Source organism: Cupriavidus sp. UYPR2.512 (genome assembly GCF_000379565.1).
GTDB lineage: Bacteria > Pseudomonadota > Gammaproteobacteria > Burkholderiales > Burkholderiaceae > Cupriavidus.
The window spans coordinates 18158-32374 of record NZ_KB902852.1 but is presented as its reverse complement, the minus strand read 5'-3'; the positions used below and the strand labels follow the sequence as shown (position 1 = coordinate 32374).

13 protein-coding genes and 5 pseudogenes are annotated in these 14217 nt (G+C 66.8%); 10 read left to right on the top strand and 8 right to left on the bottom strand.

The features are described 5' to 3' along the window. The first annotated feature begins 177 nt into the window (after nt 1-177). The 9 genes and pseudogenes from A3A5_RS0100170 to cobA all read left to right on the top strand — a co-directional run bounded on the left by A3A5_RS0100170 (nt 178) and on the right by cobA (nt 8826). The gene (locus A3A5_RS0100170) at nt 178-1854 is read left to right on the top strand and encodes a nitrite reductase (protein WP_026200310.1); all 1677 of its coding nucleotides are present in this window, start codon (nt 178-180) and stop codon (nt 1852-1854) included. Between the two features lie 11 nt (nt 1855-1865). Then, nucleotides 1866-2228 carry a cytochrome c gene (locus tag A3A5_RS0100165; RefSeq protein WP_018308640.1) on the top strand — a complete coding sequence of 121 codons (363 nt, stop codon included), beginning with the start codon at nt 1866-1868 and terminating at the stop codon, nt 2226-2228. Beyond that, nucleotides 2168-3403, top strand: coding sequence for a cytochrome D1 domain-containing protein (locus A3A5_RS0100160; protein ID WP_026200309.1), 1236 nt, complete (start codon nt 2168-2170; stop codon nt 3401-3403). Before A3A5_RS0100165 ends, A3A5_RS0100160 begins: the two co-directional genes overlap by 61 nt. 7 nt (nt 3404-3410) lie before the next feature. Continuing rightward, nucleotides 3411-4397, top strand: a complete 987-nt coding sequence (locus tag A3A5_RS0100155) for an Lrp/AsnC family transcriptional regulator (RefSeq protein ID WP_018308638.1) — start codon at nt 3411-3413, stop codon at nt 4395-4397. Next, nucleotides 4394-4867: an Lrp/AsnC family transcriptional regulator gene (locus A3A5_RS0100150; protein WP_018308637.1), complete on the top strand. Its 474-nt coding sequence runs from the start codon at nt 4394-4396 to the stop codon at nt 4865-4867. Before A3A5_RS0100155 ends, A3A5_RS0100150 begins: the two co-directional genes overlap by 4 nt. Continuing rightward, nucleotides 4867-5367 (top strand): AsnC family transcriptional regulator, encoded by a 501-nt coding sequence (locus tag A3A5_RS0100145; RefSeq protein WP_018308636.1) that lies wholly within the window; start codon nt 4867-4869, stop codon nt 5365-5367. Before A3A5_RS0100150 ends, A3A5_RS0100145 begins: the two co-directional genes overlap by 1 nt. Before the next feature lie 12 nt (nt 5368-5379). Beyond that, nucleotides 5380-6543, top strand: coding sequence for a heme d1 biosynthesis radical SAM protein NirJ (nirJ, locus tag A3A5_RS0100140; RefSeq protein WP_018308635.1), 1164 nt, complete (start codon nt 5380-5382; stop codon nt 6541-6543). Further along, nucleotides 6540-8017, top strand: a pseudogene (locus A3A5_RS37430) (cytochrome D1 domain-containing protein). Before nirJ ends, A3A5_RS37430 begins: the two are co-directional and overlap by 4 nt. Nucleotides 8018-8052: 35 nt before the next feature. Continuing rightward, nucleotides 8053-8826: a uroporphyrinogen-III C-methyltransferase gene (cobA, locus tag A3A5_RS0100130; protein ID WP_018308634.1), complete on the top strand. Its 774-nt coding sequence runs from the start codon at nt 8053-8055 to the stop codon at nt 8824-8826. 250 nt (nt 8827-9076) lie between these two features. On the opposite strand, the pseudogene A3A5_RS44310 reads toward cobA, so the two are convergent. The 8 genes and pseudogenes from A3A5_RS44310 to pobA form a co-directional block, all read right to left on the bottom strand. Then, a pseudogene (locus A3A5_RS44310) lies at nt 9077-9349 on the bottom strand (MFS transporter); the annotation flags it as partial. A gap of 31 nt (nt 9350-9380) precedes the next feature. Continuing rightward, nucleotides 9381-9605, bottom strand: a pseudogene (locus A3A5_RS0100125) (arsenical resistance protein ArsH); the annotation flags it as partial. Continuing rightward, a pseudogene (locus A3A5_RS44305) lies at nt 9602-9679 on the bottom strand (arsenate reductase); the annotation flags it as partial. The pseudogenes A3A5_RS0100125 and A3A5_RS44305, both read right to left, overlap by 4 nt. Nucleotides 9680-9692: 13 nt before the next feature. Further along, nucleotides 9693-10397, bottom strand: a complete 705-nt coding sequence (locus A3A5_RS0100120) for an aquaporin (RefSeq protein WP_018308632.1) — start codon at nt 10395-10397, stop codon at nt 9693-9695. 5 nt (nt 10398-10402) lie between these two features. Continuing rightward, nucleotides 10403-10897, bottom strand: a complete 495-nt coding sequence (locus A3A5_RS0100115; RefSeq protein WP_026200308.1) for an arsenate reductase ArsC — start codon at nt 10895-10897, stop codon at nt 10403-10405. Nucleotides 10898-10946: 49 nt separating this feature from the next. Then, nucleotides 10947-11171 (bottom strand): annotated as a pseudogene (locus tag A3A5_RS0100110) (arsenate reductase ArsC); the annotation flags it as partial. Between the two features lie 54 nt (nt 11172-11225). Further along, complete coding sequence (locus tag A3A5_RS40630; RefSeq protein ID WP_081623785.1) at nt 11226-11561, bottom strand: helix-turn-helix transcriptional regulator; 336 nt, start codon at nt 11559-11561, stop codon at nt 11226-11228. A gap of 451 nt (nt 11562-12012) precedes the next feature. Next, entirely contained in the window at nt 12013-13182 is a 1170-nt protein-coding gene (pobA, locus tag A3A5_RS0100100) for a 4-hydroxybenzoate 3-monooxygenase (protein WP_018308628.1), read from the bottom strand. A 126-nt stretch (nt 13183-13308) separates the two neighbouring features. Between pobA and A3A5_RS0100095 the strand changes: the two genes are divergently transcribed. Continuing rightward, entirely contained in the window at nt 13309-14214 is a 906-nt protein-coding gene (locus A3A5_RS0100095) for a helix-turn-helix domain-containing protein (RefSeq protein ID WP_026200307.1), read from the top strand. The last annotated feature ends 3 nt before the right edge of the window (nt 14215-14217 follow it).

The following is a 14217-nucleotide window of genomic DNA, read 5'->3' as shown; positions in this document are numbered from 1 at the left end:
AGCTTAACGACAAGCATCAACCACCCCACACTTCGTTCCCGCACCACCGCCGCCGTTTGATGCCAGTCAATTCCATGTCGTCAGTGTGTCCGCATGATCCCCACATGACGACAGGTACCCGCCACGCAGGCATGGGCACCGCGAAACCGCTTTCCTCACCGCTGATCCACGGCACCCATGAAAGCAAAAAACTGGCTGTACCCGGCAATCGCGGCATTGCCGCTCTCACTCTGGCTCGGGCTGCCGCATGCAGCCACCAAGACGGCCACCAAGGCAGAACCGAAGGCGGAACAGAAAGCCGCCATCCCCACCCTCACTGCCGCTGAGTTCGACCACGCCCGGCAGATCTACTTCGAACGCTGCGCCGGCTGTCACGGCGTGCTGCGCAAGGGCGCGACCGGCAAGGCGCTGACGCCGGACATCACCCGCGCGCGCGGCACCGAGTACCTGAAGACCTTCATCAAGTACGGCAGCCCCGCCGGCATGCCGAACTGGGGCACCTCGGGCGATCTCTCCGACCCGGAAGTCGACTTGATGGCGCGCTATATCCAGCTCGACCCGCCGACCCCGCCCGAGTACTCGCTGGCCGATATCGAGAAAAGCCGCAAGGACATCCTGCCGGTGGCCCAGCGCCCGACCAGGAAGATGAACCAGTACAACCTGGACAACCTCTTCTCGGTCACGCTGCGCGATGCCGGCGAGGTGGCGCTGATCGACGGCGACAGCAAGCAGATCATCAATATCGTCAAGACCGGCTACGCGGTGCATATCTCGCGCATGTCGGCGTCCGGGCGCTACCTGTACGTGATCGGCCGCGACGCGCGGCTGGACCTGATCGACTTGTGGCTGCCCAAGCCGGATATCGTCGCGGAAGTGAAGGTCGGCATGGAGGCGCGCTCGGTCGAGACCTCCAAGTACAAGGGCTATGAAGACAAGTACGCCGTGGCCGGCTCCTACTGGCCGCCGCAGTACGTGATCATGGAAGGCGACACGCTCAAGCCGCTCAAGGTGGTCTCCACGCGCGGCATGACCGTGGACAACGAATACCACCCCGAGCCGCGCGTGGCGGCCATCGTCGCCAGCCACTTCCATCCTGAGTTCGTGATCAACGCCAAGGAGACCGGCAAGATCCTGATGGTCAACTACTCGGACCTGTCCAACCTGAAGACCACCACCATCGATTCGGCCAAATTCCTGCATGACGGCGGCTTCGACGCCACCGGCCGCTACTTCCTGGTGGCCGCCAATGCGTCCGACAAGATCGCCGTGGTCGACACCAGGGACGACAAGCTGGCCGCGCTGATCAACGTGGGCAAGACCCCGCACCCGGGGCGCGGTGCCAACTTCACGCATCCGAAGTTCGGCCCGGTCTGGGCCACCAGCCACCTTGGCGACGAGACCATCAGCCTGATCGGCACCGATCCGGCCGGACACCCGGCGCAGGCGTGGAAGGTGGTGCAGACCATCAAGGGCCAGGGCGGGGGCTCGCTCTTCATCAAGACCCACCCGAAGTCGTCCAACCTGTGGGTCGACACGCCGCTGAACCCTGACGCCAGGCTCAACCAGTCGGTGGCGGTGTTCGACACGCGCAACCTGGAAGCCGGCTTCAAGGTGCTGCCGATCGCTGAATGGGCAGACCTGAAGGGCGCGGGCGCCAGGCGCGTGGTGCAGGCGGAGTACAACAAGGCCGGCGACGAGGTCTGGTTCTCGGTCTGGGGCACCAAGGACGGCGAGTCCGCGCTGGTGGTGGTCGATGACAAGACCCGCACGCTCAAGACCGTGATCAAGGACAAGCGCCTGGTCACCCCAACCGGCAAGTTCAACGCCTACAACACGCAGCACGACGTGTACTGAGCCGCGCCACCATGCGTAATCAAATCGCCTGGCGACGCGCGGCACTGGCCGGGCTGGCCGCGGCCTGGCTGGGCGCGGCGCCCTGCGCGGCGGCCCAGCCCACCGCTGCCCGGCAGGCGCAGCTTGCGCACTGGCTGCGCGACGACTGCGGCGCCTGCCACGGCATGACGCTGCGCGGCGGGCTGGGCCCGCCGCTGACGCGCGAGGCACTGTCCGGCAAGCCGCCCGAGGGCCTGGCCGCCACCGTGCTGTATGGCCGCCCCGGCACCGCGATGCCGCCCTGGCAACCCTTCATGACGCAGGATGAAGCCCTATGGCTGATCGATCGACTGCAGGCCGGCAAGCCCCCGGCCGCCCCGGCGCAAGGCAACTGATCCGCGGCCTGGCCGCGGCCTTGTGCGCCACCCTTGGCGCCGCGCTGGTGGCCGGTTGTGCCAGCGCCGTGCGCGGCACCGGCGACCTGGGCGTGGTGGTTGAGCGCGCCGCCGGGCGGCTGCAGATTGTCGAGACCACCGGCATGACCCGGCTGGCAACGGTGGATGGGCTCGGCGACTTGTCCCACGCCAGCGTGGTGTTCTCGCGCGACGCACGCTACGCCTATGTCTTCGGCCGCGACGGCGGCCTGACGCGCGTGGACCTGCTCAGCGCCCGCATCACCCACCGCGTGCTGCAGGCGGGTAACAGCATCGGCGGCGCGATCTCGCAGGATGGGCGCGTGGTGGCGGCGCAGAACTACGCGCCCGGCGGCATCCGCTTGTTCGATGCCCGGACGCTTGAGCCGCTGGCGCAGCTGCCGGCCATCGGCAATGACGGCCGCCGCGCCAAGGTGGTGGGCCTGGCCGACCTGCCCGGCCGCCGCTTTGCCGCCAGCCTGTTCGAATCCGGCGAGATCTGGATCATCGACGCCAGCGATCCGCGCCAGCCGCAGCTGACACGCCTGCCCGCCGGCCGCGAGCCGTACGACGGACTGGTCACGCCCGATGGCCGCTGGTACCTGGCCGGCCTGTTCGGCGAGGACGGCCTGGCGCTGGTCGACCTGTGGCAGGTGCCGCCGCAGTCGCGCCGCGTGCTCCCCGGCTATGGCCGCGGCAGCGCGCCGCTGCCGGTCTACAAGATGCCGCACCTGCGCGGCTGGGCCATGGCCCAGGGCATGGCCTGGCTGCCGGCGATCGGCCGTCATGAGGTGCTGGTGGCCGACCCCGCCAACGGCTGGCAGCAGGCCGCGCACGTGCCGCTGGCCGGCCAGCCGGTCTTTGTGATGGCACGTCCCGACGGGCGCCAGGTCTGGGTCAACTTCGCCTTCCCCCACAACGACACGGTGCAGGTGATCGATACCGCCACGCGCCAGGTGGTGCGCACGCTGCATCCCTGCCGCGGCGTGCTGCATATGGAATTCACGCCCAAGGGCGAGGCGCTGTGGCTGTCCTGCCGCGACGACAACCGCGTCGAGGTCTACGACACGGCCAGCCTGGCGCGCATTGCCACGCTGCCCGCCGACAACCCCAGCGGCATCTTCTTCACCGTGCGCGCGCAACGGTTCGGCATGTAAGGGCACCATGTACGATGAACTGAACCTCTACGACACCCTGCAGCGCGATTTCCCGCTGCAGCCGCGGCCCTACCAGGCCCTGGCCGGCAATCTCGGCCTGTCTGAGCACACGCTGCTGAGCCTGCTGGCGCGCGACCTGGGCAGCGGGCGCATCAGCCGCGTCGGCGCGGTGTTCGCGCCCAACGTGATCGGCGTCAGCACGCTGGCCGCGCTGTCCGTGCCGCCGGCCCAGCTGGACCGCGTGGCAGCGCGCGTCAGCGCCTGCGCGGCGGTCAGCCACAACTATGCACGCAGCGGCCACCCGTACAACCTGTGGTTCGTCGCGGGCGCGCGCGAGCGCCGCATGCTCGACGGCACGCTGGCGTCGATCGGGGACATGACCGGCCTGGCGCCGCTGGACCTGCCCATGGCCCGCGAGTATCACATCGACCTCGGCTTCCCGCTCGCGCGCCCGGGCAGGGCACGCGCCCGCCGCGCCAGCGCGGCCGCTCCCGCCGTGCCTGTCACCCTGGACGATGACGACTGGCGCCTGGTGGCAGCACTGGAAACCGGCCTGCCGCTGACGCCGCGCCCGTTCCACGCACTGGCAGCGCAAGCGCGGATGCCGATGCCGCAGGTCCTGGAGCGGCTGGCGCGCTGGTCCGCGCAAGGCGTGATCCGGCGCCTGGGCGTGGTGCTGCAGCATGGACGCTTCGGCTTCCGCCACAACGCCATGTGCGTGTGGGACGTGCCTGACGCGCACGTGGACGTCATCGGCATGCGGCTGGCCCGGCACGCGCGCGTGACCCTGTGCTACCGCCGCGTGCGCCGGCTGCCCGACTGGCCCTACAACCTGTTTGCGATGGTCCATGCGCGCAATGCGCAGGACCTTCAGCCCGCGCTGGCACGTGTCCAAGCCACCGCCGGGCTGGAACATGCGCCCGGGACCGTGCTGGTCGGCACGCGCTGCTACAAGCAGCGCGGCACGCGCTACGCCATGCAGGTGTCGGCATGACCAGTGCAATCGCGGCACTCGACCCACTCGGCCCGCTCGACCGCCGCATCATCAACGCGCTGCAGCGCGGCCTGCCACTGGTGCCGCATCCGTATGCCGAAGCCGCGTCGGCGCTTGGCATCACCGAGGCTGAACTGCTGGAGCGGCTGCACGCGCTGCTTGCCGCAGGCGTGCTGACGCGCTTCGGCCCGCTGTACCAGATCGAGCGCGCGGGCGGAAGCTTCGTGCTGTGCGCCTGCCATGCGCCCGCCGAACGGATGGAAGCCGTGATCGCCGCCATCAACACGCACCCCGAGGTCGCCCACCACTATGCGCGCACCCATCACCTGAACCTGTGGTTCGTGCTGGCGGTGGCGAGGCCGGAGGATGTCGCGCCGGTGCTCGCGCGCATTGCCGCGGCGGCGGGCGTCGAGATCCTGCCGTTCCCGAAGGAACGGGAGTTCTTCGTCAACCTCTACCTGTCCGCCTGATGTCCGGGCCTGTCGATGCCGTCGACCTGGCGCTGATCCGCGCCACGCAAGCCGGCCTGCCGCTGGTGCCGGCGCCCTACGCGGCAGTGGCCGGCGCACTCGGCCTGACTGAGCACGAAGTGATCACGCGGCTGGCCGCGATGCAGGCGCACGGCGTGCTGCGCCGTATCGGCGCCGTGCCCAACCACTACCGGCTGGGCTGGCGCGCCAACGGCATGACCGTGTGGGACGTGGACGATGCGTGCATTGACACGCTGGGCGAACGCATCGGCGCCCTGCCCTTCGTCAGCCATTGCTATCGCCGTCCGCGCCACTTGCCGCATTGGCCCTACAACCTGTTCGCGATGGTCCATGCGCGCTCCCGTGAAGACGCCGCGCCGCAGGTCGCCGTGATTGCGGCACTGCTTGGCGACGCCTGCCGCGCGCACGACGTGCTGTGGTCCACCCGTATCCTCAAGAAAACCGGGCTGCGCCTGCCGCCGCCCGGCCCAGACCAATAGGAAACCCCGCCCATGTTCCGCCTGTCCCGCTTCATGGAAGCCCTGCGCGATGCCGGCCCGGTGCCGCCGCCGCGCAAGCCCGCCGGCCCGGTGGTGATCTGGAACCTGATCCGCCGCTGCAACCTCAACTGCCGGCACTGCTATGCCACCTCCGCCGACACCGACTTCAAGGGCGAGCTGGACACCGCCGAGGCGCTGAACGTGCTCGAGCAGTTGCGCGATGCGCGCGTGCCCGCGCTGATCCTGTCCGGGGGCGAACCGCTGCTGCGGCCAGACCTGTACGAGATTGCCGCACGGGCGCGCGCGCTCGGCTTCCACCTGTCGCTGTCGTCCAACGGCACGCTGCTTGATGCGGGGCATGCGGCCCGGCTCGCGGCAGCGGGCTTCGACTACGTCGGTGTCAGCCTGGACGGCTTGCCGGCCACGCACGACCGGTTCCGGCGCAGCGACGGCGCCTTCGCGCAGGCGCTGGCGGGCCTGCGCGCCGCGCGCGCGGCCGGCCTGCGCGTGGGTGTGCGCATGACTCTGACAGAAGCCAACGCGGCGCAACTGCCCGACCTGGTGGCGCTGACCGAGCGCGAAGGCATCGACAAGTTCTACCTGTCGCACTTCAACTATGCTGGCCGTGCGCGTAGCCATCGCACCGAAGACGCGCACCATGCGCGCACCCGCGCCGCGCTCGACTGGCTGTTCGACCACGTCTGGCAGCGCGCGCAGCAGGGCCATGCCGGCGACTTCGTCACCGGCAACAACGATGCGGACGGCGTGTACCTGCTGTACTGGATTGCCAGGCGCTTGCCGCATCGCCTGGCCGATATGCGCCAGCGGCTGGAACACTGGGGCGGCAACGCCACCGGGGTCGGCGTGGCCAATATCGACAACCTGGGCAATGTCCATCCCGACACGATGTGGTGGCACGTGACCGTGAGCAATGTGCGCGATCGGCCGTTCGGCGAGATCTGGGCCAGCCGCGCCGATCCGCTGATGGCGGGCCTGGCCAGCACGCCACGTCCGTTGCAGGGGCGTTGCGCCGGCTGCGCCTGTCGCGCCATCTGCAACGGCAATACCCGTGTGCGCGCCTTTGCGCTGACAGGCAACGCCTGGGCGGAAGACCCGGGCTGCTACCTGAGCGATGCCGAGATCGCGCACGCGCCGGGCACGGAGGTCGCGGCATGAAGACCGTGCTCGGATGGCTGGCCGCCCTGGCCTTTGCCTGCGCCACGCAAGCCGCAATGGCCGCCGACCCCGCAGCGGTCTACGGCCAGCACTGCGCCGCCTGCCATGGCGCCGACCGCCTCGGCGCCATGGGCCCCGCGCTGCTGCCGGAAAGCCTGGAGCGCCTGCGCGCGAGCGAACTTGACCAGGTGCTGCACGATGGCCGCGCCGCCACCCAGATGCCGGCGTTCGCCGGCACGCTGGCCGAACCCGACTTGCAGGCGCTGGCGCGCTGGCTGCGCACGGCGCCCACAGCCATGCCGCAGTGGCACGCGGAGGCCATCCGCGCCAGCCATATCGTCCACCACGCCCCCGGCAGCCTGCCGGCGCGGCCAGTGTTCGGCGCCGATCCGCAGAACCTGTTCGTGGCGGTGGAGGCCGGCAGCCATCATATGACAGTGCTGGACGGAGACCGGCTGGCACCGGTCCATCGCTTTGCCACCCGCTTTGCGCTGCACGGCGCGGCCCCAAGTTCAGCCGCGACGGCCGCTATGTCTACATGGCCAGCCGCGATGGCTGGGTCAGCAAGTACGACCTGTGGAACCTGGCCTATGTGGCGGAGATCCGGGTCGGCGTGAACACGCGCAATGTCGCCGTCAGCGACGACGGCCGCTGGGTGCTGGCCGGCAATACGCTGCCGCGCACGCTGGTGCTGCTCCATGCCGAAGACCTGTCGCTGGCGCGGGTGATCGACGTTAAGGGGCGGGATGGCGAGGCCTCGCGCGTCTCCGCCGTCTACGACGCCGCGCCGCGCCGCAGCTTTATTGCCGCGCTGAAGGACATCGCCGAAGTCTGGGAGATGCCGTATGCCGATGCGGCCGGCGCGCCACTGCCCGCGCTGGCACCGCGCGTGGTGGTGCTCGATGATGTGCTCGACGATTTCTTCTTCGACCAATCCTACCGCCACATCCTGGGCGCCTCGCGCCGCGGCGGCGGACAGGTGATCGACCTGCAGCAGGGCCGCAAGGTCGCGGCGCTTGCACTTGGCGGCATGCCGCATCTTGGCAGCGGCATCACCTGGCAGCGCGATGGCCGTGAAGTGATGGCCTCGCCCGACCTTGGGCAAGGCCGCATCACCGTGATCGACATGCAGGACTGGCACACGGTCGCCACCATACCAGCCAACGGTCCGGGCTTCTTCCTGCGCAGCCATGAAAACACCCCCTACGCGTGGGCCGACGCCATGATGAGCCCAAAGCGCGACACCCTGCAGGTGGTCGGCAGCGTTACGCCGAGCCCGGGGCGCACTGCTGCCCACGTCGAATTCACGCGCGACGGGCGCTACGCGCTGGTCAGCCTGATGGAGCGCGACGGCGCCATCGTGGTCTACGACGCCGCCACCTTGCGGGAGGTCAGGCGCCTGCCGATGGACAACCCCATCGGCAAATACAACGTCTTCAACAAGACCACGCGCTCGGCCGGCACCAGCCACTGAGCCGGCGTGGTGATGCCCCATTGCAGGAGCCCAAGATGAACTTACCCCTGAAACCCGGCAAGGTCTGGCTGGTCGGCGTCGGCCCGGGCAGCCCGGATCTGGTCACGGTACGCGCCATGCGCGCGCTGGCCGCGGCCGAGGTCTGGCTGGTCGATGACCTGGTCGCGGCGGAGATGTCCTGCTATGCCAGTCCCGGCACCCATGTGGAGTGGGTCGGCAAGCGCGGCGGGCGCTGCTCGGTCAGCCAGGAACGCATCCAGCAGCTGACGCTGCAGCATGCGCTGGCCGGCCGCACCGTGGCGCGCGTCAAGGGCGGCGATCCGCTGCTGTTCGGGCGCGGCGGCGAAGAAGCCGCCTTCCTGCGCGGCCACGGTGTGGCCGTCGAGATCATCAATGGCATCAGCAGCGGCATGGCCGCCGCGCAGGCTCTGGGGATTGCGCTGACGCACCGCGCGCACTGCCACGGCGTGACCTTCGTGACCGGCCATACCAGCGCGCACGGCTCGCCCGACTGGCAGGCGCTGGTGCGTGGCGGCACCACGCTGGTGATCTATATGGGCATGAGCCGGATCGCGGCGATCCGCGACGGCTTGCTGGAGGCGGGGATGCACAGTGACATGCCGGCGGCGGTAGTGATGCATGCCGGCAGCGAGCAGGCACGCACCTGGACCGGCTCGCTCGGCACGCTCGCCGAATCGCTCGCAGCGGGGCTGGCCAGCCCGGCCGTGGTACTGGTGGGTGGGGTGGTCGCAGACACGCTGCAGGCGGGGCAGGCGATGGTCCCGGGCGCCGGCTCGCTGGCCGCGTAGTGTCGGCTGCCAGCAAAGTTCTACCGGGTCCCATCGAGCCGACTGCGTGCTCCCTCTACCGCTTGCGGGAGAGGGTTGGGGTGGGGCCGGCGGGTCAACGAAGTCAAGGCTGGTGGTATGCCAGTGCCTGCCCTCACCCCCTGCCCTTCTCCCGCTAGCGGGAGAGGGGAGCAAACGGGCAGCATGCAAAGTCTGTCAGCAATCGCGCGTCGATGCCGCGCCCGCCTCGCTTGTGTAAATTCGCGTTTTGTTAGGCTGACGTGGCCAATGGTTGATCCACCTTCCGAATCCCCATAAGCATCACAATGGCGGCTACCCCGGGGACCGACGACAGCCAAAGAGCATTGGCGCCAAATGCGTCCAGGCAAATACCGAATAGCCATGGCGCCAAAGCCTGTGCAACACGCGCAGGAACCATCAAGACGCCTTGTCGGTGCCCATATCCGCTTGGTCCAAATATGACCAAAGGAAGAGTGCCCTTGGCGATGGTGGTCTGGGCGATTCCCAGCCTCGCAATCACGCCGGTGCTTGGCTCCACGGCCATCCTTTAATTGTTATTCGACTTCGACGCTATCGGTATCGCCAACTTCAGCGTCCTTCTCGTGGCGCATCGCCGCGGCAGTCAAGGCGGCCACTTCCACTGGCGCGGCGTCCTTGCGCTCACTGTAGCGGTCCGTCAGGTAGTCACTGCGATCGCGCACCAGCAGCGTGAACTTATACAGCTCCTCCATGACGTCGACAACGCGATCATTGTAGGAAGATGGCTTCATGCGGCCATTCCCGTATTGCGGATCATCGCCAGCGTGTTGCGGGATGTGTCGCACTCAGGATTGTGGTAGATGGTGACAGACATGGTGTTTTCGGAATCAATCGACTTGATGCTCGCCGGAAGACTCAATGACGTTCGGATGGCCATCGCGCGCATGGCGTGGCTCGAGCAACCGGTGCAGCATGAGTCCGATCGCGGCACCTCCGCATTGGGCTAGCACGAATCCCGGTACGCTGCCCGGTGCGATACCAGCGAAGCTGTCACTGAACATCCGCCCAAATGCCGCCGCCGGATTGGCAAACGACGTGGAAGCGGTGAACCAGTAAGCAGCACCGATATACGCCGCCACCATGGCGGAGGCCCGACCGTTCGGGGCGCGTAGGATAACCAGAAGAAGGCCAGCGGTTGCGACCGCCTCTGCAATCCATTGTCCCGCGCCACTACGTACCTTGACGGAGAACTGCAGGATTGTCATGTCGAACATGGCATGAGCCAACCATGCGCCGAGTACCGCGCCGACAAGTTGTGCTGTGATATACGGAACCAGTGCGGCGCCAGGCAACTCTCCTTGGGCCACCATGACCGAACTAACCACCGGATTGAAATGGGCGCCGCTGATCGGGCCGAACACTTCGATCAGGATATACAGGCCGCCGACGGTTGCCGCCGTATTGGCCAGAAGCGCCACGGCGACATTGCCACCTGCAAGCCGCTCGGCCATGATCCCCGAGCCGATGACGATGGCAAGCAGCAGGGCTGTCCCAAGCGTTTCGGCGGCCAATCTGTTGCGCAAGTCAATCATGGCGCTCAACTCTTCGAGATACGGTCGAGGTGCTCTTGCAACTGGGCGTTGCTCATCGAATCCAGCGGCAGCATCAGCAATTGCATCATCCGATAGCCGATGGCCTGCCGCGTCAGCTCGAAGGCCTGGCGCTTCCCTTCATCACCGCCTGGCGCATTGGAGGGATCGGCATATCCCCAATGCACCTTGACCGGGCTTCCCGGCCAGTACGGGCATTCCTCGGCCGCCGCGCTGTCACAGACAGTAATGACGATGCGTATCTCGGGAGCGCCGTCGCCAACGAATTCATCCCAGCTTTTGCTGCGGAAACTGCTGACCTCCACCCCGGCGTTGCCAAGCGCCTCGATGGCAAACGGGTTGATCCGTCCGCTGGGTGAGCTTCCGGCGCTATAGGCGCGTACGTCTCGGCCGAATTGTCGGGCCAGATGGTTCAACATCCCTTCGCTCAGCACGCTGCGGGCTGAATTATGGGTACAGAGAATCAATACGTTTGTCGTCATGGGGCGCTGCAGAACAATAATGAATGTGGCTCGGAGAAAAAAGTCAGGGTCAGCTCTTTCCGATATCCTGGACAGCCTTGTGAAGCGAGACTGCGTCCAGCTTGGGAAAAGGCAATGACAGGAACAGTTCGATACGGCGCTTGAGCGTAATGGTTGCGTCGTTGATAGCCTGCAGCTTCTGGGCGTCCGTTCCCTCGCGGGCAGCGGGATCGGGAACGCCCCAGTGCGCTGTCATGGGCTGGCCAGGCCATACGGGGCAGACCTCACCCGCGGCCTTGACGGATGCTCGCGGACAGGTCTGCGACGCTGACGTGGACGTGGAAGCGTTTCACGATGTTGACTCGGAGGCGGCGGCACAGTTGGACACAGGAGAGCACGGATTACCGCTGCAGCAGTTCTCCGTCAGGTAACCCAGCAATGCGTTCATGGTTTCGAACCGAGCCATATAGATGATGGAGCGCCCGTCCTGACGGCTCGAAAGTAGGCCAGCGCGGTGCAATTCCTTCAAATGGAAGGACAGCGAAGATGCGGGCACGTCCATCAGTTCAGCAATCCGGCCAGCTGGTAGTCCTTGTGGACCAGCCTGAACCAGCAGCCTGAACACGGAAAGGCGGATCGAATGAGCGAGCGCGGCAAGCGCTTCAAGTGCGTGATCAGTTTCCATGATTCGACGATAATCGAATCATGGAAACTTTGAAAATGAATTCTTTATGACAATGGACGGTGCGCCTACTTGCGTTGTCGCCTAATCGGCACTTTGCGTTGTTCGCCGATTGGCAAAAGCTTATGAATGGCGAAGGTGCGGCTTATTGCGGTCGTTGCGAGACTGTTGCCCGATGGCAGAAGCTTGGCCGTCAGCGGTCGTGCGCTGTCCCTGCTCCGAAACCTACTCCGAACCAGACTGCTCGCCTTATACAGCGGCTCCGGCCACTCGTTCAAGCCGCCAAGAGGGGTTCACTCTGGAGGGAGGGTTCCGGCCACACGGAGAAGACGGAGAAGAGGTGCCACAGGGGCTGAAATTGACCATCGACTCACACCTTGTCGCACCGAACCCCCTGCGCTGCACTGGCCAGCTGATATGACTCCCGGTTACCTACAACTTGCTGGCAGACCGCTCAATACGGCAACCCTACATAGTTTTCAGCCAACGCCCGCGACGCCGCCTCCGACCCCACCAGGTAGTCCAGCTCCGCCTGCTGCATCCGCGACGAGAACGCATCCGCATCCGGGAACCGGTGCAGCAACGAAGTCATCCACCAAGAGAAGCGTTCGGCCTTCCACACGCGCCGCAGGCAACGCGCGGAATAGCCATCCAGCCCGCTGCCGTCAGCATGCCGGTAGTGGCCTTCAAACCCCTCAGCCAGGGCCAATACGTCGCTGGCTGCAAGGTTCAACCCTTTGGCCCCGGTGGGCGGCACGATATGGGCCGCGTCGCCAGCCAGGAACAGCTGGCCAAAGCGCATCGGCTCGCACACAAAGCTGCGCAATGGCGCAATGCTCTTCTCGATGCTGGGGCCGGTCACCAGCGCGCTTGCCGTCTGCGGATCGAGCCGGCTGCGCAGCTCCTGCCAGAAGCGCTCATCGGACCAGTCTTCCGCGCGCTCACTCGACGCCACCTGCAAGTAGTAGCGGCTGCGGTGGCGCGAACGCATGCTGCACAGCGCGAAACCGCGTTCGTGGCTGGCGTAGACCAGTTCGTCGGCAACGGGCGGCGTTTCCGACAGGAGGCCGAGCCACCCGAACGGGTAGACGCGTTCGAAAATGCGCATGGCATCCTGCGGCACGCTCTGGCGGCTGACGCCGTGGAAGCCGTCGCAGCCGGCAATATAGTCGCACTGGATCTCACGGACCATGCCGTCCTTGCGGTAGCGGACCAGCGGCCGGGCGCTGTCGAAGTCATGCAGGCTGACATCCTCCGCCTCATAGATCGTGGTGGTGCCCGCGGCCCGCCTGGCATCCATCAGGTCCCGTGTGACCTCCGTCTGGCCGTAGACGGTCACGCTGCGGCCGACGAGCGCGTGCAGGTCGATGCGATGGCGGCGGCCATTGAAGGCGATTTCGATGCCGTCGTGCACCAGCCCTTCCTCGTGCAGGCGCGCGGCCACACCGGCACGTTTGAGCGCGTCGACGGTCACGCTCTCCAGGATGCCGGCGCGAATGCGGCCCAGTACATACTCCGGGCTGCGTTGCTCGACGATGATGTTGTCAATGCCCGCTCTGGCGAGCAACTGGCCGAGCAGCAGGCCGGCCGGGCCGGCGCCGATGATGGCAACCTGGGTGCGCATGTCTTGTCTCCTTGTGGGTATCCGTCTTCTGCCACTAAAGATAGTCGGCGCAGGCCCGCCAAGGAATGGACAGATAGAACCAATGACAGGACAATCGGAACATTGCTGGTAAACACTGAAACCACCGTGAAGCCTGTCCCGACGTACTCTCTGTATGGCGTGAATTCTTCGGAACCGCTTTCTGATCAGCTACATTTCGAATCCATCGCCTCCCGCAGCCGCTTGCACGGCTGGGAGATCAGGCCCCACCGGCATGACACGTTCCTGCAAATTCTGCACATCCACGCCGGTGGCGGAGAGGCCCTGCTCGAAGAACGCCGCGAGCCGTTGCGCGGCGGCTCCCTGGTGACGATGCCGCCGCGGCACATCCACGGTTTCGTTTTTACCCCGGACACGGATGGCATGGTCGTGACCATGACCGAAAGCCACTTGCGCACGCTGCTGGCCGGGGTGCCGGATGCGCTGCCGCTGTTCGATCACCCCCGCCACGACCGCGTGCGGCGCGGCCATGCGCTGGCGGATGCGCTGACAATGTTTCGTGGGGAAATGGAAGCGGTGTCCGCCTGGCGTGGGGCGTCGCTGTCGGCGCTGTTGACCCTGGTGCTGATCGGCATTGCGCGGCTGGCCAACGCCTCGGCGCCGGCAGCCGCGCGCAGCAACAGCCGGCCGGCGCGGCATTTCCAGCATTTCCAGCAGCTGCTGGAGGCGGAGTACCGCGAGCAGAAAGAGATCGGCTATTACGCCGGCGCCATCGGCATCACGCCCACGCAGCTCAACCGCGTGTGCCGCCAGACGTCAGGGCAGTCGGCCCTGCAGATGATCCACGCGCGCGTGCTTGCCGAAGCGCAGCGCGACCTGCTCTTCAGCGACCTGGAAATCAAGCACATCGCATTGTCGCTCGGGTTCTCCGACGCGGCGTACTTCTCGCGCTTCTTCGCGCGGCTGGTGGGGCAGGCGCCGACGGAGTTCCGGCAATCGGGGCGGGCGCGGCTGCCGGCGTTTGCTGTGCAGCCGGCCCGGGAGTCCGGCTGATCG